General features: G+C 29.6%; 23 protein-coding genes. 14 read left to right on the forward strand and 9 right to left on the reverse strand.

Translation table 11 applies throughout. The features are described 5' to 3' along the window. The first annotated feature begins 53 nt into the window (after positions 1-53). Positions 54-2,063: a YgiQ family radical SAM protein gene (locus KTC94_RS02450; protein WP_220320184.1), complete on the forward strand. Its 2,010-nt coding sequence runs from the start codon at positions 54-56 to the stop codon at positions 2,061-2,063. 47 nt (positions 2,064-2,110) lie between these two features. Here KTC94_RS02450 and KTC94_RS02455 read toward each other — a convergent pair whose 3' ends face one another. After that, positions 2,111-2,299, reverse strand: a complete 189-nt coding sequence (locus KTC94_RS02455) for a hypothetical protein (RefSeq protein ID WP_165412840.1) — start codon at positions 2,297-2,299, stop codon at positions 2,111-2,113. Between the two features lie 288 nt (positions 2,300-2,587). Here KTC94_RS02455 and KTC94_RS02460 point away from each other — a divergent pair, with 288 nt between their 5' ends. Beyond that, positions 2,588-3,067 carry a hypothetical protein gene (locus KTC94_RS02460; RefSeq protein ID WP_216303459.1) on the forward strand — a complete coding sequence of 160 codons (480 nt, stop codon included), beginning with the start codon at positions 2,588-2,590 and terminating at the stop codon, positions 3,065-3,067. A gap of 67 nt (positions 3,068-3,134) precedes the next feature. Here KTC94_RS02460 and KTC94_RS02465 read toward each other — a convergent pair whose 3' ends face one another. After that, a complete protein-coding gene (locus KTC94_RS02465; RefSeq protein WP_220286559.1) occupies positions 3,135-3,722 on the reverse strand; it encodes a protein kinase in 588 nt (195 codons plus the stop codon). A gap of 186 nt (positions 3,723-3,908) precedes the next feature. On the opposite strand from KTC94_RS02465, the gene KTC94_RS02470 reads away from it, so the two are divergent. Both KTC94_RS02470 and pulA read left to right on the forward strand, forming a co-directional pair. Then, positions 3,909-4,907 carry a LacI family DNA-binding transcriptional regulator gene (locus KTC94_RS02470; protein ID WP_220320183.1) on the forward strand — a complete coding sequence of 333 codons (999 nt, stop codon included), beginning with the start codon at positions 3,909-3,911 and terminating at the stop codon, positions 4,905-4,907. 278 nt (positions 4,908-5,185) lie between these two features. Then, a complete protein-coding gene (gene pulA, locus KTC94_RS02475) occupies positions 5,186-7,078 on the forward strand; it encodes a type I pullulanase (RefSeq protein WP_220320182.1) in 1,893 nt (630 codons plus the stop codon). Between the two features lie 165 nt (positions 7,079-7,243). Here pulA and KTC94_RS02480 read toward each other — a convergent pair whose 3' ends face one another. After that, positions 7,244-7,426 (reverse strand): hypothetical protein, encoded by a 183-nt coding sequence (locus KTC94_RS02480; RefSeq protein ID WP_165412806.1) that lies wholly within the window; start codon positions 7,424-7,426, stop codon positions 7,244-7,246. A gap of 682 nt (positions 7,427-8,108) precedes the next feature. Beyond that, on the reverse strand, positions 8,109-8,324 hold the full coding sequence (locus KTC94_RS02485) for a YwbE family protein (protein ID WP_165412807.1): 216 nt from the start codon (positions 8,322-8,324) through the stop codon (positions 8,109-8,111). 245 nt (positions 8,325-8,569) lie between these two features. On the opposite strand from KTC94_RS02485, the gene KTC94_RS02490 reads away from it, so the two are divergent. The 3 genes from KTC94_RS02490 to KTC94_RS02500 all read left to right on the forward strand — a co-directional run bounded on the left by KTC94_RS02490 (position 8,570) and on the right by KTC94_RS02500 (position 11,033). Beyond that, positions 8,570-9,199 carry a hypothetical protein gene (locus KTC94_RS02490; protein WP_216303463.1) on the forward strand — a complete coding sequence of 210 codons (630 nt, stop codon included), beginning with the start codon at positions 8,570-8,572 and terminating at the stop codon, positions 9,197-9,199. Between the two features lie 238 nt (positions 9,200-9,437). After that, positions 9,438-9,596 (forward strand): hypothetical protein, encoded by a 159-nt coding sequence (locus KTC94_RS02495; protein WP_165412809.1) that lies wholly within the window; start codon positions 9,438-9,440, stop codon positions 9,594-9,596. A gap of 288 nt (positions 9,597-9,884) precedes the next feature. Beyond that, positions 9,885-11,033, forward strand: coding sequence for an aminotransferase class V-fold PLP-dependent enzyme (locus tag KTC94_RS02500; protein WP_216303464.1), 1,149 nt, complete (start codon positions 9,885-9,887; stop codon positions 11,031-11,033). Positions 11,034-11,056: 23 nt separating this feature from the next. On the opposite strand, the gene KTC94_RS02505 is transcribed toward KTC94_RS02500, so the two are convergent. From KTC94_RS02505 to KTC94_RS02515, 3 genes are all read right to left on the reverse strand, one after another. Then, a complete protein-coding gene (locus tag KTC94_RS02505) occupies positions 11,057-11,713 on the reverse strand; it encodes a DUF4489 domain-containing protein (RefSeq protein ID WP_216303465.1) in 657 nt (218 codons plus the stop codon). Between the two features lie 153 nt (positions 11,714-11,866). Continuing rightward, positions 11,867-12,625, reverse strand: a complete 759-nt coding sequence (locus KTC94_RS02510) for a hypothetical protein (protein WP_216303466.1) — start codon at positions 12,623-12,625, stop codon at positions 11,867-11,869. Positions 12,626-12,862: 237 nt separating this feature from the next. After that, positions 12,863-13,636: a hypothetical protein gene (locus KTC94_RS02515; RefSeq protein WP_220320181.1), complete on the reverse strand. Its 774-nt coding sequence runs from the start codon at positions 13,634-13,636 to the stop codon at positions 12,863-12,865. A 242-nt stretch (positions 13,637-13,878) separates the two neighbouring features. Between KTC94_RS02515 and KTC94_RS02520 the strand changes: the two genes are divergently transcribed. The 4 genes from KTC94_RS02520 (at position 13,879) to KTC94_RS02535 (ending at position 18,505) form a co-directional block, all read left to right on the forward strand. After that, entirely contained in the window at positions 13,879-15,414 is a 1,536-nt protein-coding gene (locus KTC94_RS02520; protein ID WP_220320180.1) for a hypothetical protein, read from the forward strand. Positions 15,415-15,520: 106 nt separating this feature from the next. Continuing rightward, a complete protein-coding gene (locus KTC94_RS02525) occupies positions 15,521-15,793 on the forward strand; it encodes a DUF3343 domain-containing protein (protein ID WP_216303469.1) in 273 nt (90 codons plus the stop codon). Between the two features lie 105 nt (positions 15,794-15,898). Further along, positions 15,899-17,413: a YncE family protein gene (locus KTC94_RS02530; protein WP_216303470.1), complete on the forward strand. Its 1,515-nt coding sequence runs from the start codon at positions 15,899-15,901 to the stop codon at positions 17,411-17,413. 219 nt (positions 17,414-17,632) lie between these two features. After that, on the forward strand, positions 17,633-18,505 hold the full coding sequence (locus KTC94_RS02535; RefSeq protein ID WP_220286555.1) for an ATP-binding protein: 873 nt from the start codon (positions 17,633-17,635) through the stop codon (positions 18,503-18,505). Positions 18,506-18,524: 19 nt separating this feature from the next. On the opposite strand, the gene KTC94_RS02540 is transcribed toward KTC94_RS02535, so the two are convergent. After that, positions 18,525-18,797, reverse strand: coding sequence for a hypothetical protein (locus KTC94_RS02540; protein WP_220286554.1), 273 nt, complete (start codon positions 18,795-18,797; stop codon positions 18,525-18,527). A gap of 408 nt (positions 18,798-19,205) precedes the next feature. Between KTC94_RS02540 and KTC94_RS02545 the strand changes: the two genes are divergently transcribed. Both KTC94_RS02545 and KTC94_RS02550 read left to right on the forward strand, forming a co-directional pair. After that, on the forward strand, positions 19,206-20,576 hold the full coding sequence (locus tag KTC94_RS02545) for a TRAP transporter permease (RefSeq protein ID WP_220320179.1): 1,371 nt from the start codon (positions 19,206-19,208) through the stop codon (positions 20,574-20,576). 97 nt (positions 20,577-20,673) lie between these two features. Continuing rightward, positions 20,674-21,012, forward strand: coding sequence for an arsenate reductase family protein (locus tag KTC94_RS02550; RefSeq protein ID WP_220320178.1), 339 nt, complete (start codon positions 20,674-20,676; stop codon positions 21,010-21,012). Between the two features lie 141 nt (positions 21,013-21,153). Here KTC94_RS02550 and KTC94_RS02555 read toward each other — a convergent pair whose 3' ends face one another. Then, on the reverse strand, positions 21,154-21,708 hold the full coding sequence (locus KTC94_RS02555; protein WP_220320177.1) for a biotin transporter BioY: 555 nt from the start codon (positions 21,706-21,708) through the stop codon (positions 21,154-21,156). A gap of 151 nt (positions 21,709-21,859) precedes the next feature. Between KTC94_RS02555 and menA the strand changes: the two genes are divergently transcribed. After that, on the forward strand, positions 21,860-22,810 hold the full coding sequence (gene menA / locus KTC94_RS02560) for a 1,4-dihydroxy-2-naphthoate polyprenyltransferase (RefSeq protein WP_220320176.1): 951 nt from the start codon (positions 21,860-21,862) through the stop codon (positions 22,808-22,810). The last annotated feature ends 24 nt before the right edge of the window (positions 22,811-22,834 follow it).

The raw sequence follows: 22,834 nt of genomic DNA on the forward strand, positions 1-22,834 counted from the left end.
TATTTTAAATTATATATTGAGATTCACGATTAAAGCAAAAGAAGGTGGAAGTAATGAGTGATAATAAATATTTACCTATTAGTAAGAAAGATATTATAGATAGAGGTTGGACTGAATTAGATTTTATTATAGTTACTGGTGATGCTTATGTAGATCATCATAGTTTTGGAACTGCAATCATTTCAAGAGTTCTTGAAAGTGAAGGTTATAAAGTAGGAATAATAGCTCAACCTGATTGGAAAGATATAGATGATTTTAAAAAATTAGGCAAACCAAGGCTTGGATTCCTAGTTAACTCTGGGAATATGGATTCTATGGTTAATCATTATACAGTAAGTAAAAAAATAAGAGAAAAAGATATGTATTCCCCTGGTGCAAAGATGGGCCTAAGGCCTGACAGAGCAACAATAGTTTATTGTAATAGAATAAGGGAAGCATATAAAAATGTTCCTATTGTTATTGGAGGGATAGAAGCAAGTTTAAGGCGCTTCGCACACTATGATTATTGGAGTGACAAAGTAAGAAAATCTATGCTAATTGATAGTGGAGCTGACCTATTAATATATGGTATGGGAGAAAAACAAGTCGTTAAAATTGCAAAAGAATTAAATGAAGGTGTAGATATAAAATTCATTACTCAGGTACCTGGAACATGTTATGTGGTAGATAATATTGAAAATATATGTGACTACATTGAAATAGAATCATATAAAGAAGTCTGCAGAGATAAAAAGAAATATGCACAAGCCTTTAAAATACAATATGATCAGCAAGATCCTATTAGGGGAAATGGTATAATTCAAAAACATTCTAATAAGTATCTTGTGCAAAACAAACCAGAAATGCCCCTTACTAGAGAGGAATTAGATACTGTTTATGGCCTGCCATATGAAAGAAATTATCATCCTATTTATGAAAAGCTCGGTGGAATACCTGCTATAGAGGAAGTTAAATTCAGCTTAGTTAGTTCAAGAGGATGTTTTGGTAGCTGTGCTTTCTGTGCCATAACCTTTCATCAAGGCCGAATTGTGCAAAGTAGAAGTGAAAATTCAATAATAGAAGAAGCAATTCAAATTACAAAACTCAAGGATTTTAAAGGGTATATTCATGATGTAGGAGGGCCTACCGCTAATTTTAGGCGACCTGCATGTGATAAACAATTAAAAGTAGGAGCTTGCATAGATAAGCAATGTTTGCATCCAAGCCCTTGCAAGAATTTAAATGTTGATCATATGGAGTATTTAAATTTACTACGGTCGCTTCGAGAATTGCCGGATATTAAAAAAGTTTTTGTGCGTTCAGGGCTGCGTTATGATTATATTATGGCAGATAAAAATGACACCTTTTTTAATGAACTTATTAAGAATCATGTCAGCGGCCAACTAAAAGTTGCACCAGAGCATGTTTCTCATAAAGTTTTAAAATTCATGGGCAAACCAGCAGGTAAAACTTATGATAAATTCAGGGAAAAATTTTATAAAGCTACTGAAAAAATAGGGAAAAAACAATATCTTATCCCGTATTTAATGTCTAGCCACCCAGGATGTACAATAAGTTCAGCAGTAGAACTAGCAGAATACCTTAGGGATACTAATTACCAACCTGAACAAGTTCAAGATTTCTATCCAACTCCAGGAACACCATCAACAACCATGTTTTATACAGGACTTGATCCAAATACCCTTGAAGAAGTTCATATACCTAAAACTAAAAATGAAAAAGCTATGCAAAGGGCATTGCTTCAATATAAAGATCCTATGAAATATGATTTAGTATTATCAGCTTTAACAGAGGCTAATAGAGAAGATCTCATTGGTTATGAACCTAAGTGTTTAATAAAACCAAGAAGCAAAAAAAATAAGGAACATTTAAATAACACAAATATAAACCCAAAACAACAAAATGGCAAAGATAAAGGGAAAAATATAAAAAGTAAGAGCAAAGATACTCCGATAGATAAAAACTTTAAAAAGAAAAGTAAGCCACTAAGCACCCAAGACAGAGCAAATTATGGAAGCAGACAAGATAATAAAAATAAGGCAAAGAACAAAAAAAGAAAATAGAACGTTATAATAAATACCTACATCCACGCCGTGGATGTAGGTATTTATTACAATTCTGTTTTAACTATTTTGCTTATACTTTCTTCTTCAACCAGTTCACTTTTACTGAAACCCTTTTTAAAATATCTGATTTGCTTATATTTAATTCCATTCATTTCAAAATCTAAAACATCAATTCTGTCGCCTTTGTAAATAACAGCCTTTTTATTACCTTTTAAAAATATGTGTACTTCCATAGTTTTATTTATTAGCTGCAAAGCAGCTACTCCTTCCTATTTATTTTTGATTTATTAAGGTTTTTGTTTAAGCATTCTTTAAAATTATATATTACTATTTAAATTATAATGCCATTATTTATATTTATCAAGGTTAAGAAGCAACAATTTAATAGAAGCTAGGACCTTCCTTCTGAAATGTCGTTAACCATTTAATTATTAATGAATATAATATAAATAAAACTAATGATTCAGATATCTTTTTATTAAAAATTCAATATAGACTTACTTAGAAAAGGAGATAGTACAATGATTTGTAAAGAGTATTTGTTGGATACCAATATAATTATAAAAATGTGGAATAAATATCCTACCTTGCTTGATACTATTGAAAATATGAAATGTATTAATTTTAAAATATCTGAAGATATAGCTGGAGAATTATCAGTGAAAGAGTATGTAAAATTCAATGAAGACTTTATACTCTCTAATAAATTTTTAAAATTATTAGGACATATTATTACTAATAATGGTCATACTTTTATTGAAGAGTGTGTAGGTCGTGATTTTATTAAATATGAGCAGAATAAAAATATATATTTAGTTAATGGAGATAAAATTTCTATAAATGACTATAGTTTAATTGATATTTGCAAGCAGAATGAAGACTACATCCTTGTGACGGATGATAAAAAACTAATTCGAAGCGCAAAAATTATATTAGATTCTTCAAGGGCAATAAACTTTCAAGAATTTCTAGATGAGTTAAGAGAATTAAATGTATTATAATAATACACTAATATAAGAGGCTGCTCCTTTAGTGGATTACAGCCTCTTATACTATTTTGATGTTCACTTATTTAATGGTTTCTTCTAAATACTGTTTGAATTTAAGATTCCACAACTTATAGATTTCAGGATTTTCATCACTAACTGTTGATAAAAATTCATCAACTACACCTAAGTTGTTTAGGCCTTTCATTAGATGTCTGGGGTAAATTACATTTTTAGAATAATTGTTTTTAGGATCGATTACATTAATCGAAAAATCATCCGTTAAGTATAAATCTTTACACCTAATATCTAGTCTTTTAAATTTAAGCTTCTTAAATTCTGCAATAAGTTTGATTATGTTGAGTGATATTTTTTTGTTTATACCATGCTTCTTGATATACTTATCTAACCGCTCTCCGCATGCATAATCTCGTACAATGTAGTAGGCACCATGTTCATAAACTCTAGGGAAGTATTTACTTCTTCTAGTTTTTATGAGAATATTATATTCACCCTCACAAACTTTCTTATCTTTAAAAATTTTAATTACTTTTTTGCCTGGAAGTAAATAAACTATTCCATTATGACCCGAACCTAAAAATTCTGATTTTCTAATCATTTTTTCAACCCTACTATTTAATTGAATATAATAATTTTTGTCCTCATTCATATTAGCATCTTCTTTATAAGAGATATTACTATATTATATGATTAAGTCCTGTAAATATTTCCTGAATAAAGATGAATAATATAGGTATTTCATTAATAAAAATAAACTAAGCTAGCCTTGATTAATATTATGTTTAATAATATAATGAGCATAGAATATTTTTAGAAATTAGGAAGTGAAGTTTTAATGTCTGTAACTATAAAAGAAGTGGCTAAGCTAGCCAATGTATCGCCATCCACAGTTTCAAGAGTAATTGCGGATAATCCGAAAATTAGTGACGCCACAAAAGATAGGGTTTATAAAGCAATGAAGGAAATAAATTATCATCCTAATGCGATAGCTAGAAGTCTGGTCAGCCAAACAACAAAGACTATAGGACTTATTTTACCTAATACTGATGAAGATTTATTTGTTAATCCTTTTTTCATTCAAGTTATGAGAGGAATAAGTCACTATGCTCAAAAAAAAGGATATTATATCATGTATGCTTACAGCAGCAATGAAGATCAAGAGGTTGAATACATATCAAGTTTAATGAATAGTAGAAGAGTTGATGGGATTATTTTACCAACAGTAAGGAAGGATGACAAATGTGTTGCTTATTTAAAAGAAGCAGATTATCCTTTCGTAGTAATAGGTAAACCCGAGAGTACCGAAGGGGTCTTATGGGTTGATAATGATAACTTTAACGCTATGTACAATGTTGTTAATACGCTTATACAAAAGGGTGAGAGAAAAATTGCATTTATAGGAGGTTCTCCTATGCTTAATGTAACTATAAATAGATTAGAAGGTTACAAGATGGCTCTTAAAAATATCGGAGTGGAAATAGACGGAAATATGGTACAATTAGGAGAGTTTACAGAAATTAGTGGTTACAATGCTATGAAAAAAATTTTAAATACCTCTACCCCTACAGCTGTTGTCACTACTGATGATTTAATTGCCTTTGGTGCATCCAAAGCTATAAGTGAAATGTCAAAGCGTCATATTTCAATTGTTGGATTTAACAACACGCCACTCGCAGCTTATAGAAAGCCCTCGCTATCTTCAGTGGATATTAATTCTGAAGAATTAGGCTATTTTGCAGTTAAGCTGTTAATAAACAAATTAGAAAACGAAAAAGAGTCAATATACAATTATATTATTGAGACAAAATTAGTTGAAAGGGAATCAACTAAATAACTATAACTTTTTAGGATTATTTTTCATGCGTACTACATATTATGAATAAAGAATCACTTACTCTGTTTTATACCTATGCAAACGCATGTCCTATTTCATAAAATGTCTAACAGCATTTTACAATAAAGTCCGTCATTTTTATATGTGGGTGTTTATTGCCCTAGAAAAAAAGAACTTCAGTTGGAGTATAAATATCCTCCTGACGCCGTTAGTACATCTTAAAAAAGATGTACTGCTCTGCAGGTGATGATTTAATGGATTTTTAAGGAGAGAGATTGATGATGATAAAAGTATTAGAAAACCCAGAATTCACATACTATGGGAATGATTTAGGCGCAGTTTATACTATTGAATACACCACATTTAAGGTTTGGGCACCTACTGCTCAGAAACTTGTAGTAATAGTGTATGAAACTCCCGATGATGACTTAGGACAAAAATATGAAATGAACAAGAAAGAAAAAGGAGTTTGGGAATTTAAACTTAAGGGTGATTTTAAAAATAAATACTATAATTATTTAGTATCAGATGGTTCCGAGGAAAAGGAAACACCAGATATATATACTAAAGGATCAAGTGCTAATGGTGAAAAGGGTATGATTATTGATTTTACTTCTTTAAATCCCCCTAATTGGGATAATCATAAAAAACCTTTACCAATTAATAGAACCGAGGCAGTAATATACGAAATTCATGTTAGAGATTTTTCAGTATCACAAGATTCCGGAATGGAAAACAAAGGGAAATACTTAGCGTTTTGTGAAAAAAACACCAAAACTTCAAAGGGTGTTGTTACAGGACTAGACCACCTTAAAGATTTAGGAATAACTCATGTTCATTTGATGCCTGTTTTTGATTTCAAAAGTGTGGATGAAACTAAGGGTGGATATAATTGGGGATATGACCCTTATTTATATAATGTTCCAGAGGGTTCTTATGCTACGAATCCCTATGATGGTACTGTGCGAATTCGCGAGTTTAAGATCATGGTTCAAACTTTGCATGAAAATGGCATCAGCGTAATTATGGATGTTGTATATAACCACACTTTTACAACCGGTAACTCACCAATGGATATCTTGGTGCCTGGCTATTATTATAGAACAGATGGCGAAGGCAACTATACTAATGGTTCAGGCTGTGGAAATGAAACAGCGTCAGAGAAACCAATGATGAGAAAATTTATAGTTGATAGTGTTAAATTCTGGGCACGAGAATACAAGATAGATGGTTTTAGATTTGATTTAATGGCGCTTCATGACATTGATACAATGAAAGAAGTAACGCTACAAGCAAAAATTATTAATCCGAATATTATTATTTATGGTGAACCATGGACAGGGGGAACATCATCATTACCATCTTCTATGCAGCTTAGAAAAGGTAGCCAAAAGGGTATGCAAGTGTCTGTATATAATGATGCTCTCAGAAATGCAATTAAGGGAGATAATGATGGTTTCCAATCAGGGTTTGTAAGTGGTAGGGTAGGCCTTGAGGTAGAAATTAAAAAGGGGATTGTTGGTGGCATTCAATATAACAATGAAATATATGATTTCTCGCAAGATCCTGGAGAAACAATAAACTATGTAAGTGCTCACGATAATTTATGCTTATATGATAAATTTGAAAAAAGCAATTCTAATAATACTCCTTTGGAAAGAGAAAAAATGAATAGATTGGCTTTATCTATAGTCCTTACATCTCAAGGAGTGCCTTTTATTCAAGGTGGAACAGAAATACTAAGGACCAAACAAGGAAATCATAATAGCTATAACTCTAGTGATGCTGTGAACGAAATACTATGGAGTAGAAAAGCTGAGTTCCCAGAAACCTATGAATATATTAAAGGGCTAATCTCTTTAAGAAAAAGCCAAAAAGTTATGACCTTAGACAATGCTTGTGAAGTAAGAGAATCCTTGATATTCCTTGATTCGCCTCGCAACTGTGTAGCTTATGAATTAACTTCCCCATTCAAAGATGGTTATAGTAAATTAATTATAATTCATAATGCTAACAAAGAAGAAATAAAAATAATTTTACCAGATACTAAAGAATGGTCTATTATAGCAAACGAATATGAAGTTGATAAAACAGGGGTAAGTAGAGGCATTAAAACTTGTATTAATGAGGTAAGTGTACCTTCTCTTTCTACCTATATATTATGTAAATAATCATTAAAAAGAAAACCTAAAGGTTGTCTTGTTGGATAACCTGAAAATACGTAAGTTTATAATTAATATATACAAAAAACCTGCATCCTTATAGAAATGCAGGTCTTTGTATTTTATTCCAATTCATATGAAGAATTATTCATTACTTTGATATATCACCAAAACCTACGGCTCTATCTCAATATAAGCTATTGCTTTCTTATTAAACAAATATTTTTTACCCATAGAATTAACTTCATGAGGCCTGGAGTTTTCAAAATTATAAAACCAACTTTTAAACAGATCACATTCAGATTGTTTTAAATCAAATAGTTCCGTATCACCGCTAATAAAAGAAATCGTTAACATTATAAACACTCCTTTTTAATTACATTCTCTCTACTAACACATATTCTCTACTTAAAAGAAATTTCCTCTATTTATAGCATTATTTATTTTAAAATATTCATTAGAGATTAAGAACTTGGTAATACTCCATAATATAACTTTAAAGTAAAAACTTATAAATTGTATTTTAATAAAAAAAAGAAACCTACACTAGAACGTCAATAGTGACAGATTTGCTTTTTTGTTGTTAGTCTAAACATTCTAAACATTCATTAATTACATCTTCTGTAATTTCAACTAGTTCGTCTTTTCTCATATAAACACCTCCTTGCTATTCTATGAGAGCACATGAAACAAATATTAATTGCTTTGCTTCCTTAGAGTGATTTGAAATACCGCTAAAACAAATTAGGATATGTTATAAGCGTTATCAGTACGTTATTCAACATAATTTTAATAAGGGATTCATTAAGAAATTTCAGAGTGAAAAGGGTAAGAATTTAAGAATTGGAATTTTAAAATTCAGGTCTTCTCTTTTGCTAAGTGTTTTAATGATCCGACTTTGCATGTATTTGCAGATATTCTATTTTTACTAGGTAACTTTATTATTATATATCATTTCGGTTAGAAATGCAAGGGTATGATCTATAATAAAAGTTAAAAGTCAATTTACAATAGTAAATGGACTTCAAACTATTAGTTTTTATTTTGATATAATGGCTTGGACTCTTCCTACCTGGCCATCTTCTAGCATAACTTTTATACCTCTTGGGTGTACTGCAGAGTTGGTTAACAACCTTTTTACTACTCCTCTGGTTAGTTTAGTTGTTCTTTGGTCTTTTTTTAATACAACGTCTACTGTAATACCTATTGGTATATTATTTCTTATTTGTCCTCTGTTATCACTTTGTGTATTCATGAGTTTGTAGTCTCCTTCATTAAAATTACTTTAAAGTATATTTTTAATCTAGTAAAAATCGTATTTTTGTAAGCTTTACATATAAATAATACCCTAATTACCTCTTACTTGTCAAAATATATTTCAACCTGTTAATTCTTCAATGATTAGAATATAAACTAAAAGTATAGAAGGGTAGACGAATAAATTTAATTTGTAAGGAAACTATATTGTAGAAAATACTTTTTTAAAAAGGAGAAATAGGAATGCTAAAATCGTTACTATTCATACCTGCTAATCTTATAAATCCAATTATATCCTCTGTATCCATTATAATTGGCGCTATTTTAGGCGGTGTTTTTAGTTGGTTCATAAATAAAAATTCTACTAATATTGCAATTGAGAGGGAAAGCAAAATTGAAAAAGCAAATAGAGAGCATCAGAAGCAAAGTAAATCTTTAAGGCTCAGTGAATATGCTGCTATTATTCAATTAGATATATGTACCACTTTATTTCAAAGTTTAAGAATGTTGAAAGAAATTGATGATAAGAATAAAATTAGTATTTATCCTATACCTATGAACTTTAAATATGCTGAAGCTATTGTAGCTTTAGATAAAATTTTCAGTTTAAAAGAAATGAGCTATATTTATCAATTATATGGAATTATAGAAAAATTGAATAATGATATAAAAGGGTATCATTGTGATGAAATACATTATACATTAATAAAAGGAGATTTTGAGACGTTTATTAAAAAGATTTACGGAAACAATTTCTCAAAAGCATTAGCCTTTGATATCGATAAAGCAACCTATGAAAATTTGTATGATAATGAAATTATAAAACCAGGATATAAAAATGTACTTATTAAGTTAAACAGAATTACTTATTAATTGCTATGTATATGAAAATCTAAAAATATTTTACAGACTAAATGGCATTTTAATAAAAAAGTATTGTTATCTTTCAATATTATATTGAATTTTTACAAGAATTGAGATAAACTGATTAGTAGGGAAAACAACAAGTTGAGTTTGAGTGTAGAAAATAAAAATGTAGAGATTATGAATTGAAACATAAATTCTATAGGATCTAACATTCTTTGATTTGATGCCAAAGGAGGAAAAATTTATGTCAAGTAATAATATTGAAATGATGAAAAAACTTATCGAGGAAAAGAAAAAGAAAAGTTCTGAGCAAAGTGGTCTTTCAAGAGCTGATAAAGTAATCGGAAAATCAAAAAAAGCAGCAAGGAGCACTAAAAAAACTGGTGGTTTATTTGATAAATAGGATTATATTATTAATGGGACCTTGTTTCGATAATATATTTATACGATAATACTAAAATTAAATTAGTAATGGTTAAAATAAATGAGCTCTTATTTTTAGAGGCTCATTTTTTATGTTATTATTTTAATACATTAGTTTAAAATCCAATTTGAAATTTACAAATGGAGGAATGTCGTTAAAAATTAGATAGGTAAAAAAATTAACACTTTATTAAGCATACTATTAAGTATATCAAAATATCTATACTATATAAAGAATAAAACGCTATATTCAAAATAGGAGGATTCTATGATATATCTTGATAATGCTGCAACAAGTTTTCCAAAGCCTGTGGCAGTTTATTCCGAAGTGTTAAGATGCATGGAGAATTACGCTGCAAATCCTGGTAGGGGTTCGCATGATATGGCAGTTGAGGCTTCATCTAAAATTATGGATACCAGGCAAGAGATAAGTGAATTCTTCAACATCCCTGATTTATTAAATATTATTTTTACATGTAATGCTACCCAGGCTCTGAATATAGGTATAAAAGGAATATTAAAGTCAGGAGATCATGTTATTAGCTCAATAATTGAACATAACTCAGTTCTTAGACCATTAAATTATCTAAGTGAAAAAGGGATAGCATTTACCCTTCTTGGTGTAAATGAAAATGGATATTTGAATATGAATAATTTAAAAAGAAAAATACGTAGAAACACAAAAGCAATAATAATAAACCATACTTCCAATGTATTAGGAACCGTTCAAGATATAAGAGCTATAGGGGAAATCGCGAAACAATCAGGAATAATATTCGTAGTTGATGCATCTCAAAGTGCTGGTGTTATCCCAATAGATGTAGTACGAGATAATATTGACTTATTAGCTTTTCCGGGTCATAAAGGATTATATGGTCCCCAGGGAACAGGAGGCTTATATATAAGAGAAGGGATTGAGCTGGATTCGTTTATTCAAGGTGGCACTGGAAGTGAGTCCTTTTCTATGAAGCAACCTGACTTTTTACCTGATAGATTTGAAAGTGGAACCTTAAATACGCCAGCAATAGCAGGCCTATGCGCAGGTATAAGGTTTATTAGAAAAGTCGGAATAGAAAATATAAGAAAACATGAGATAATGCTCGTAGAATATTTAGTAAAAGAATTGTGTAAATTATCTTATGTTAAAATTTATGGAGGATGCGATTATAATAACAGAGGAGCTGTAGTTTCTTTGGCTATAGACGATATTGATGTTTCTGAAGTGGGATATTTCTTAAATAAAAAAGGAATAGCTGTGAGAACCGGGTTTCACTGTGCACCACTAATACATGAAATACTTGGCACAAATCGTAAAGGCACAGTTAGAATAAGTCCAGGATATTTTAATGATTTAGAAGATATTGAAAAACTTATTAAAGCTTTAAAGGATATACATGAAAAAAGGCCCTTTTTATAGAGCCTTTTTTATCTGTTATAGTACTAGCAGCAATGACGTTTGTTTTCTGCTACTAAAACTGAAAGTGTTGGATTGTTAAAAGTGATGCTTGCGGGCTTACGATCATCACCGGGTGTGCCCGTAGTAGTTGACTGTACAAAATAGGTGCAGCATTCGGAATCACAATCACAATCACAATCACAATCACAAACGATAAAAGTAACAATATCATGCTTCATTAATTGGAAATCGTCTGAAGGATTTGATAAATCAAATATCCATTCAGGTCCAACTTCGGTTGCAACTCTATCACGTTTACAAAGCTTAAATAGTTGGAATCTAACAGTTACACTTGCCATTTTTTTATCATTACCTTCATCATCTGCTTTTGGTAGTGTAGAAAATATATTGGTTGAAAATTCAAACTTAAAGCATGGATTACAAAATCTTTCAGTATTTATACTAAGAGTAGCAAGTCTTTTAGTAACTTCATCATCAGTTGCTGCTGCCACTGATGCTGCGGTTCCAGGCTTACACTTTAATAAAATTTCAGCTTCATTTTCTCTATCCCTATCTCTGTCTCTTTTACAACATTCCTCTTTTTCTCTATCTCTGTCTCTTTTACAACATTCCTCATTTTCTCTTTCTCTTTTAAAGCAATCCTCTTTTTCAGATTTACAATGACATGACATTGAATTCATATATTAATTCCTCCTAAATTTTAAGTCGTTATATCTAGTAAAAGAATTCTAAATGTACTGTTTACGAGGTCGGATATCTTAGAATTCTCATATTACAATATATGAGATAGGCCTATAAATGTTCTAATTATTCGTAATTTTTCTAGAATTTACTTACTCATCATCTTCACATTCATCATCAAATAAAGGTCTAAGCTTTTGATCTGGGAAGAATTTTGGAACTGGTGCGCGATCAAATTTTTCACAAGCATCTTCTTCACATTCTTCTTCGCATTGACAAGGTACAGGACAATAACCATATGCAGGAATTAGTAATTGAACAATTAGTTCACATTTTACAATAAGATGGAATCCTAAAGTTATATCTAAAAAACTATGACAGTCATCATCTTTACAAAAAACTCCATCTAAACATTCTGCTACCAATTCAAGTTTTATAATTTCAGAATCAAGATCCTCTGATTTACCAGGCATAAAGCTAGCAGATATTTGGGCTATTGAATCTGGGCAATATAGTTTCGATATAACCTCTGTACGATTAATTTCAAAAAACTCGCATTTAGTCTCTCCATTACAATTTATATAATCTGCATAAAATGAAATTCTAAAGCAAATTAATACTTTCTTGTAACTAGGATTTTTCTTTAGTGGGATTTTCTCTACCGAAATAAGTTTAAGTTGAAAATCCCTACATCCTGTAAATATTTTCGGGTTACAAAGGGAGTCGCTTCTTAATTCTTCATCTGTATCCACCGTATCTTGTCCGCAAGAATAAACTAAACATCTTTTAATTAGGCACTGGTCAAAAACTTTTGGGATTTCAACGCAAACTAGTTCTGATGGATCAGGAAGGTGCCCTTGTTTGTTAATAATACCAGGTCTTGCAATAAACTCTTCACGAGTAATAGCCATAAATTATCCTCCTTTATTATGTTAAGTGATACACTTTTAATTCGTGTTCTCTATATTATAGTATGCAGGTGGTTATAAGTTGTGAATGATATTTTTATTGATTAAAATTTATATATGGAGATTTAGAACTAACCCTGTAAACAATATCAAGCCTCAGTACGTCTACCATTTGTACTGAGGTTTGATTTCAACACTTAAAAAACTTTAGTTGCTTTGTGTTTTTTTATTAGAATTCACTTATTTATCAGCTTCACTTTCATCATCTTCACAGTCATCATCAAATAAAGGTCTAAGTTTTTGATCTGGGAAGAATTTTGGAACTGGTGCGTGATCAAATTTTTCACAAGAATCTTCTTCACATTCCTCTTCGCATTGACAAGGTACAGGACAATAACCATATGCAGGAATTAATAATTGAACAATTAGTTCACATTTTACAATAAGATGGAATCCTAAAGTGATATCTAAAAAACTGTGACAATCATCATCTTTACAAAAAGCTCCATCTAAACATTCTGCAACCAATTCAAGTTTTACAATTTCAGAATCAAGATCCTGAGATGAACCAGACACAAAGTTAGTAGATATTTGCGCTATTGAATCTGGACAATATAATTTTGATATAACTTCTGTACGATTAATTTTGTAAAACTCGCATTTTCTCTCACCGTTACAATTTATAAAATCCGCATAAAATGAAATTACAAAGCAAATTTTTACTTTCTTATAATTAGGATTTTTCTTTAGTGGAATCTTCTCTACTGAAATAAGCTTTAGATCAAAATCCCTACATCCTGTAAATGTTTTTGGATTATCAAGAATGCCACTTCTTAATTCAGCATCTGTATCTAGCGTATCCGGTCTGCAATCATAAACTAAACATCTTTTAATCAGGCACTGGTCAAAAACTTTTGGAATTTCAACGCAAACCAGCTCTGATGGATCAGGAAGGTGTCCTTGTTTGTTAACAATACCGGGTCTTGCAATAAATTCATCACGAGTAATAGCCATAAATCATCCTCCTTTTATGTCAAGGGATACACTTCTAATGCGTGTTCTCGATATTATAGTATGCAGGTATCCAGGAGGTGTGATTGGTATACTTGTTTAGTAATACAAATAGTTCCTAAGTGTTAATTTTAAATTATCTATTACTATATTATGTAAATACTTTATATATGGCCTTTAATATTAATTTTTAGGTCATATATTACTTTGGAATAAAATATAATTTCTATAAGGAGATGAGTAATATGAGGATATGTAGTCCATGTTTATTTTATGATAGTGAAGATCATATATGGAGCTTCTATGTAAATGATGATAGGAATTTAATGTACAGTATTATGTATGATGAGAATAAATGGACTAAGGAAAACAAAATTGACAATGAAGTTATTGATTTTACCGTTAATTTTGATATAGATAACAAAATTTACATTATATATAGTGTTGGAAATAGCGATCTTAAGTATTGCGAATGGGAACAGAATAAATGGTTTGGAAAAACCATTTATAGTTTTGAAAATGAAGGCTATGAGATGACTGAATTAAATGTTATTACAATTGGTGAACAAATGCATATATTTTTCATTGGTAAAAATAGCATAAAGAGAATCCAATGTTCTTTAATGCATTTGTGCTTAAATAAAAATGAAAGTTTATTTAATACAATAGATACCATACCATTTCTAAAAGAGGTTTTCTGCCATTACCAGGTACAAAATTTAGAAAATGGTGATTTATCCCTAGTATTTATTAAGCATGAAAAAAATGAAATAGTAATTAATTTCACAGAATACAAAAACAATAACTGGAGTATTCCAAGAAGATTATATGGTATTATCGGCAATAGTATTAATTTTTGCACATTATTATATGTAAATAAAATAAATATAATAAATCTGTCTAAAGAGGGATCATTGTATTTTATAGAACATGTATTAATTGAACCTGATGGAAAAATGAAAAGCTATAAAATTCATGAAGGTTGTGATAAGCCAACTAATTTATCGCTAGTTGAAATTAGTGGAGTCCTTTGGTCGATATGGAGTGAAGGCAAAAACATTCTAACTTCTTCATATAAAAATCAATGGAGTGAACCCAATAAAGATTACACCCAATTAAACAATGAAATTTCACTGTATAAATTTTTATCTTTAAGTAAAAAGCATAGTAATATACAGTGTAAATATATGATAGGAACTAATCCTCCTGAAATAAATTTATTATTACCTCAATGCAAAGATAATGACTCTAGAGATGACTTTCCAAAACTAAATAGTGTAGCTCCTAAAACTAAATTAGATTCTAATGTGAAAAAAAACAAACTAGATATTCAAGAAGAGATTTTAGCTCTAAAAAAAATTAACAAAGATTTAGAAAAAAAACTAATAGATTTACAAATAAAGTATCAGCAAAAACTAAGAATTCTAGCGGAATCAGATAATAATTTCTTTAAGATTTCAAATGCAAAGAAAAAAGCTGAAGAGAAATTAAATATAATAGCTGAAATACAACAGACTTCTATAAAAAAATTAGAAGTAATGAAAATCGAAAAAATATCTACGGACAGAGTAATAAATGAATTAAAGAATAAATCAGAACAACTTACTAATGAATACGAAGGGTTGAAAAAACAGAAGATGTTCAAAGATGTTGTAGTAAATGAATTGAATAATAAATTAGAGCGACTAACTAGTGAAAAAGAAGGTCTGAAACAAGATCTAAAATATGAAAAAAACATAGGAATTGTAGATAGAATTTTAAAAAAAAGACCGGTCAGATAGATATCACATTAAGAAGATATTTTCATATTATGGATTGGTCTACTAGTTTATCTATGATACAAATTAATTTATAAACTTGATTAGCTATAAGGGAGATGTTCAAGCTATGAAGGTAGAAGTAGTAGAAAGTGAATATTTAGTTGTTTACCCAGGTCATAATGTTGCAACACTTTTGTACCAAAGGCTTCTAAAAAAATCTTGCAAGGTTGAATTAGTATCAACCCCAACAAAAATATCCTATGGTTGTAGTCTATCCATCAAATTCAAAGAAGTCTATATGAATATTGTTAGCGATGAAATTCGAAAGATTAATATAAAAGCAAAAGGTGTGTACAGAATCGTTAAAAATGGAAAATTTGATAGCTACGAAAGGGTCTAGTTTGTATCCAAAGAAATTATTAGGATTTGGAATTTCCAAATCCTTTATAATTTTAGCATATTTTCTATCGTTAGAGCATATTTTCTATTAAGAAAGATAAAGGGTGTGATTGAAATAGCTGAAAATATTAGAAAAAGTTTTTATTTTGTTTCAAACGTTAAAACTGGAACCTTAACTATAATTGATAGTCTTTGCAATACTATATTAAAAGAAATATCTGTAGGGAAAAGCCCATTTAGATTAGCCTTGAAAGATAACAATACCATTGGCGTTGCTTGTGATATGAGTAATACTATCTCATTTATTAACTGTATTACTGGTGAAATAAAAGAAAATATTATTCCCAATAATGGCAACTTTCAAATTGATACCATAAACAAAAAAATATACGTTTCAAATACTTCTGAAGTAACTGTATATGATATAAACTTAGACAATTTAATAGGTCGCATTAAAGGATTGTCAGCAATTATTGATTTAAGACTTAATAAAGAAGGGACTAAACTATATGTATTAGATACATTACTAAAGGAATTAAGAATTTATAGTACAGAAAATTATGGACTTATACATTCATTTAAAAACTTAGGTATAAATCCAACTTATCTTTTAATATCCGAAGATGATAAAACTGCATACATTTCAATGCGAAATACTATATTAAAAATAGATATTAACTCAGAAAAATTTACTGATTTAATTTTACCTAAGGGATCATTAATTGCTGGAATGATCTTAAAAGACGCTACCTTATACGCATCAAATTTTGGACTAAACAGAATAGAGTTAATAAATACTAATACTAATGAAGCATATGATTTTATTATTACCTCAAAACCTGAACCTACCAGACTTTTTATAACTGACGACAATACTAAGCTCTTGGTAGCTAACAGAAACCGTGAAAATCATGGCGGGATTGATATAATTGATTTAAAATCTAATTCTGTAATTGGTTCAATTCTGATGAATACACTTAATAGCCAGCCCTATGATGTTATTTCACTGAGACTTCCTTATACATATGTTCCACCAGCTGCAATAACTAATCTACAACCAGGCAATCAGATAATAACCATTATAGCAAAAAAAATATTTGCATCATACAATGAAAATCTTAATTTCCCTATCATAAATATAAATTTACCTAAAAATATAAATTCTTCTTATATTTTTGAAAAAATAAAATTTGAACCTGGTATTATTGTAGAGCATTCCGAATTTAGAAGCCTTTTATCTACAACATCTGGGTTCGCAAGTATTAAATTTATTGAAAGAGTTAATTATATAATTGATTATCTTGAAGACAACAAAAATAACAGTATAAATGGATTTTTTGAAAAACCTATAGAAGTTTTTTTAGATATTCCTAAAGACCGTGAATTAAATGAATTTCAACTCAAAATTAAAACAATCACTGAGCTTACAGATGCTCCAAAAATTCTTCAGAATGTTATAAGCTTTGGTGTAACTACTTTGATGGAGTTAAATATAATAGGTGACGATGAAATATCTATTATTAATTCGAAAGAAACCCCTGATAATGTGGAAGAGCACTTCGAAGCATTCGATGGTTTTAGCGGCTCAATTTTTCCAGATGACACAGTGTTTACTCTTTAAATAAACATTTCAACATATTTGTTCTGCTTACAAGATGATTTCTGCAATATAAACAGAAGTCATCTTTTTTGGGTTACATCTATATATCATTTATAGTGGTTTGATCAGATGCTTTAAGTTTCTGTTATTATAATAATGTGTATCAGCGTGTATTACTTTCCAAAGACAAACCCTTCTGAATTATGTTATAATATTCTAATGTACAGGAGGGGTGATTTTATGAGTAGCATTGCAGGAGAAGGTTGTGAAATATTAGTTCCATTTAATGATAGAAAACCACTAGCGGAAATAGAACGTAGTCTTATTACAACCTTTAGAAAGCCTATTTGGAGAAAATTCATTAAGGCTATAATAGATTATAATTTAGTTTGCGAGGGTGATAAAATTGCTGTAGCTATCTCGGGCGGTAAGGATAGTCTAATAATGGCTAAATTATTTCAAGAGTTACAACTTCACGGTAAATTTAATTTTGAATTAGAGTATATTGCTATGGATCCTGGTTACCATAAAAATATAAAAGAACTATTAATTGATAATTGTAAACATCTAAATATTCCTGTGAAAATATTTGAATCAAGAGTTTTTGATATAATTGATAGTATAGCTAAGGATTATCCTTGTTACATGTGTGCAAAAATGCGCAGAGGTGCATTATATGCAAAAGCAAAAGAGTTAGGTTGTAATAAACTTGCCCTTGGACATCATTTTAATGACGTAGTCGAAACCACTATGTTAAATGTTCTTTATTCAGGAAATTTTAAGACTATGCTTCCAAAATTAAAAGCACAAAATTTCGAAGGTATGGAATTAATTCGTCCTCTTTATTATATTGAAGAACAATATATTGTGGATTTCACTCAAAACAGTGGTATTTGGCCACTAAATTGTGCATGCATGGTGGCAGCTAAAAAGATAGGCAATAAACGTCATGAAATTAAAGATTTAGTTAAAGAGTTAAAGAAGAATTTTAGCGGTGCTGATAAATCTATTTTTAGAGCCGCACAAAATGTTAATATGGATTCTATCTTAGGTTGGCAAAAAAATGGTGAGAATTATTCGTATTTAGACTTTTATGATGAAAATGAAGATTAAAAAATAGTGCTTATTAGCACTATTTTTCAGTTGGTTTTAATTCTTCTATCATAAACTTATCAAAGTAAATTTCCTCTATAAAATTATTTTCGTCAAAACTAGTTTTATGTCTTTTATTGTATTCATTAATATTAGATTTTAGCCAGTACGGTGTTGAAATATCAAATTTGTAACATAACTCTGAAATGCACGCTTTTAGATTTTCCTGGTAATTATCTTCTAGCTTCGACATTGACACTTCATCCATAATAATTCTATTATCTTTGATTAATTTACCCCAGATTTTTAACATGTTTGCCTCCTTGCTTATCTTTGCATATAGATAACAGCTGTTATCTATTATCCTCTTGGTTTAGAAAACATCAGTTGATTAAATGTTCCATAGAGTCGAATATTTTTTGCTAATCACAAGTTTATCATAAATGAAAGCTAAAGTCATGCAATATGTTATGTCCATAAACATAAATAGTAATACATTATACTAGCCTATTTATATTTATGTTCCTCAAAATATATTGCAAATTTTTTATCTTAATTGAAATAGTAAAAATTGATTATTTTCTTTGAATATTGCATATACTCAATTTAAGATATCTTAAAAAAACAACTAGATAGAGCATTTCGATTCTTAAAATAGTTAATCAAATTAATACACCAATATGTATGCATCGAGAATAAAACATAGGAGGGGCAACAACATATGATAAATTTAAGTGTAATTCATTATGCATATATAATCATTATTCTAATAATTACAGTTATAATTACACTTAAAAAAGATATAATACTTCTATGTATTTTAGGAATTGGCGTAATAGGTTATATTTTTACAGGTGATGTTCTAAGTGCTGTTCAGATTATATATAAGGCCGTAGTAGTGTCGGGTAAAGAATTTATTGAAATAGTTGTAGTTATTGCATTAGTTAATTCAATGTCTAGTTCATTACATGACCTGGGTGCAGATGAATTAATTATAAAACCTATAAGGAAATTGATGATAAATAAAACAATGTCATTTTTTATTCTAGGAATTACGGTTACTGTAACCTCGTGGTTTATTTGGCCCACACCTGCAATAGTTTTTATAGGTGCTTTAATGGTGCCTGCAGCAATAGAATCTGGATTGCCACCTGTATGGGCCGCAGTTGTTTTATGTTTATTCGGAAATGGAGTTGCTTTATCAAGCGATTTTGTTCTTCAAGCAGCACCATCAATAACCGCTAAGACTGCAAACTTGCCTAATGCATTAGGAATTATTAAAGAATGTCTTCCCTTTTGGGGTATAATGAGTATAGTAACTATAATTTTAGCATTTATACTTATGAAAAAAGATAAAACCTCTAAAATTATGGTTGATGCAACAATAATTGAAACTAAAAAATTAATACAAAATCATTCAATAGGAATAAAAATAATGGCAATTGTTACCCCTTTATCATTTATAATAGATATCATATTCATTAAAAAATTCAACTTCATAGGTTCAGACTCTACAGCTCTAATAGGTGGTACAGCAGCAATAATAATGATTATTTCATCTATAATACATACTGATTTTAGAACGTCATTAGGAGAGGTTACTAAATATATTAAAAGCGGTTTTACTTTTGGTATAAACATATTTGCACCAATTATAATTATTGGTGCGTTCTTTTTTCTAGGAAGTGAAGGGACCGCAGTTGATATATTGGGTAATGGAGCTAGCGGACTTCTAAGTGATATAGGAATATATGCTGCAAGCAAGATACCATTATCTAAATACTCTGTTATAGGCATACAAACAGCAGTAAGTACTCTTCTTGGACTTAGCGGTTCAGGTTTCGCAGGGTTACCGCTCGTAGGCACTTTGGCTAACACCTTTTCAAATACTATTAATATAGACAAGGAAAAGGTTGCGGCATTTGGTCAAATAATTACAATATGGATAGGCGGAGGAACTATAATCCCTTGGAGTGTAGTTGCTGCAGCAGGAGTATGTAAGGTTGAACCCTTTGACGTAGCTAGAAAAAATGTTATTCCTGTTATTTGTGGAATAGTTGCTACCGTGCTACTAGCTATGATAATATTATAGTCTAACGACATTTCAGAAGTCTTTGCCGCGACACCGCAGGTGATTATTTAACCATTTTAAAAAAATAGAATAATATATTTTAAGGAGAATTTCAAAGATGAATATTCAATGTTTTGGAAGAAAAAAGTGTTTTGACACACAAAAAACTGAACGATATTTTAAGGAAAGAAATATAAAATATCAATTTATAGATTTAAATATTAAAGGACTAAGTAAGGGTGAATTACAAAGTGTGAAACATTCTGTAGGATTAAACAATTTAATTAACACGAAAGCAAAGGATTATAAAAAATCAAATTTACAGCAAATTAGAGGTGAGGAGACTAAAGAAGAAATTTTATTGAAAAATCCTCAACTTCTTAATACCCCTATAGTACGTAATGGAAAGGAAGCCACTGTGGGCTATGTACCAGAGATATGGACAACCTGGGAATAAGGGATATTCAACTAAATAATAAGTCAGTATACTAACAGCTTTGACTTGTTATTTATTTTCATGCCCCTAAATGATATTAAATATGTATTTTAGAAGATATCATTAGATTATCTCCTAAAATACTACAATAACTTATGAATATTAATTGGAATTCGAATGTTTTGATAATCTAGAGATTAATTGTTTAGCTATGATTATAGCTATAATTGCCTTTATAATATCTCCAGGTATAAATGGTATGCAAGCGTATTTAAGAGCTGCATAAAAATTTATATTTTTCCCTAAATAATTCGTAAAAATAAAATAAAAGTAGGGTATCCCCATAAGATACATTACGGAACTTCCTAAAATAACAGAACATATTATTGTAGAAAGAGATTTATTTTTCTCTGTAATCTTGCCAATTACATATGCTACAACAATAAAAGATATTAAAAATCCAAAGGTAGGACTTACTACAGAAGTTAATCCTCCTGTTCCGCCAGAAAAAACAGGTAATCCAATTAACCCCAAAATAAGGTATGTGATTTGAGATAGTGCACCTAACTTGGCACCTAATATAAGTCCAGATAAAAGAACAAAAAAAGATTGTAGCGTTATAGGAACTGGACCTAGAGGTATAGAAATAAAGCCTCCTACTGCCGTTAATGCAGTAAATAATGCAGTAATTATTAAATCTCGTGTAGATAATTTCAAAATAAATTCCTCCCTAAAAAATTATAAATATGATGTCTGAAAAATTGTAAACCCAATTAAATTTATGGTTTACAATGATAATATCATGGATTATTTTGAAAGTCAAACAAACTATAGCTAAGAATTTATTATTTAACAGGAGGGTTTAAAATTGTATTTAATTAGTTTTCTTGAATTTATTGAAATTAAAACAAAATTGGCCAGTATGATACCATTTATATTGGGAACACTTTATTCTTTATACCGATATAAAAGCTTTAATTTGAAAAATTTTATTATTATGGGTATCTCACTATTAACATTCGATATGGCTACAACCGCAATTAACAATTATATTGATTACAAAAAAGATTTAAAGTGTAACAGACATAATCATGAAAATAAAAATGGAATCATAAGATATAACATCAAAGAATCCACAGCTGTAGCTATAATTTTTACCTTACTTGCAATAGCAATTTTCTTTGGGATTCTATTAACTTTAAACACTAATGTAGTTGTGCTCTTAATTGGAATTATTTCATTTTTAGCAGGTATATTCTATACATATGGGCCTATTCCAATTTCACGTATGCCACTAGGCGAAGTATTTTCTGGAGTATTTATGGGATTTATAATTCTATTTTTAGCTTGTTACATTCATATATCTGATAGAAATATAATTTCTATCATGTATGTTAGTAATATGTTAAACATCAGCATAAATCTAGTAGAATTATTTTATATCTTCTTGATCTCCATCCCAACAATCAATGGCATAGCAACTATAATGCTTGCTAATAACATTTGCGATCTTGAAGAGGATATAACAAATAAGAGATACACGTTGCCTTACTATTTAGGTAAGGGGAATGCACTTACCTTATTTAAGACCCTATATTATATTGCATACCTAGATATTATAATTTTAGTTATATTGAAAATTTCACCAGTTTCATCATTGCTGGTAATTTTAACTATAATACCATTGAATAAAAATATAAAATTATTTCACCAAAACCCTATTAAAAGTGAAACCTTCATTTTATCCGTGAAAAATTTTGCGTTAATGAACATGACTCACATCATATTAGTATTAATAGCGCTTATATTTAATTGGTAGGTGTCAACTACCAACTACCCTAAA

This window comes from Clostridium sp. CM028, from assembly GCF_030585565.1.
GTDB lineage: Bacteria > Bacillota > Clostridia > Clostridiales > Clostridiaceae > Clostridium_AD > Clostridium_AD estertheticum_B.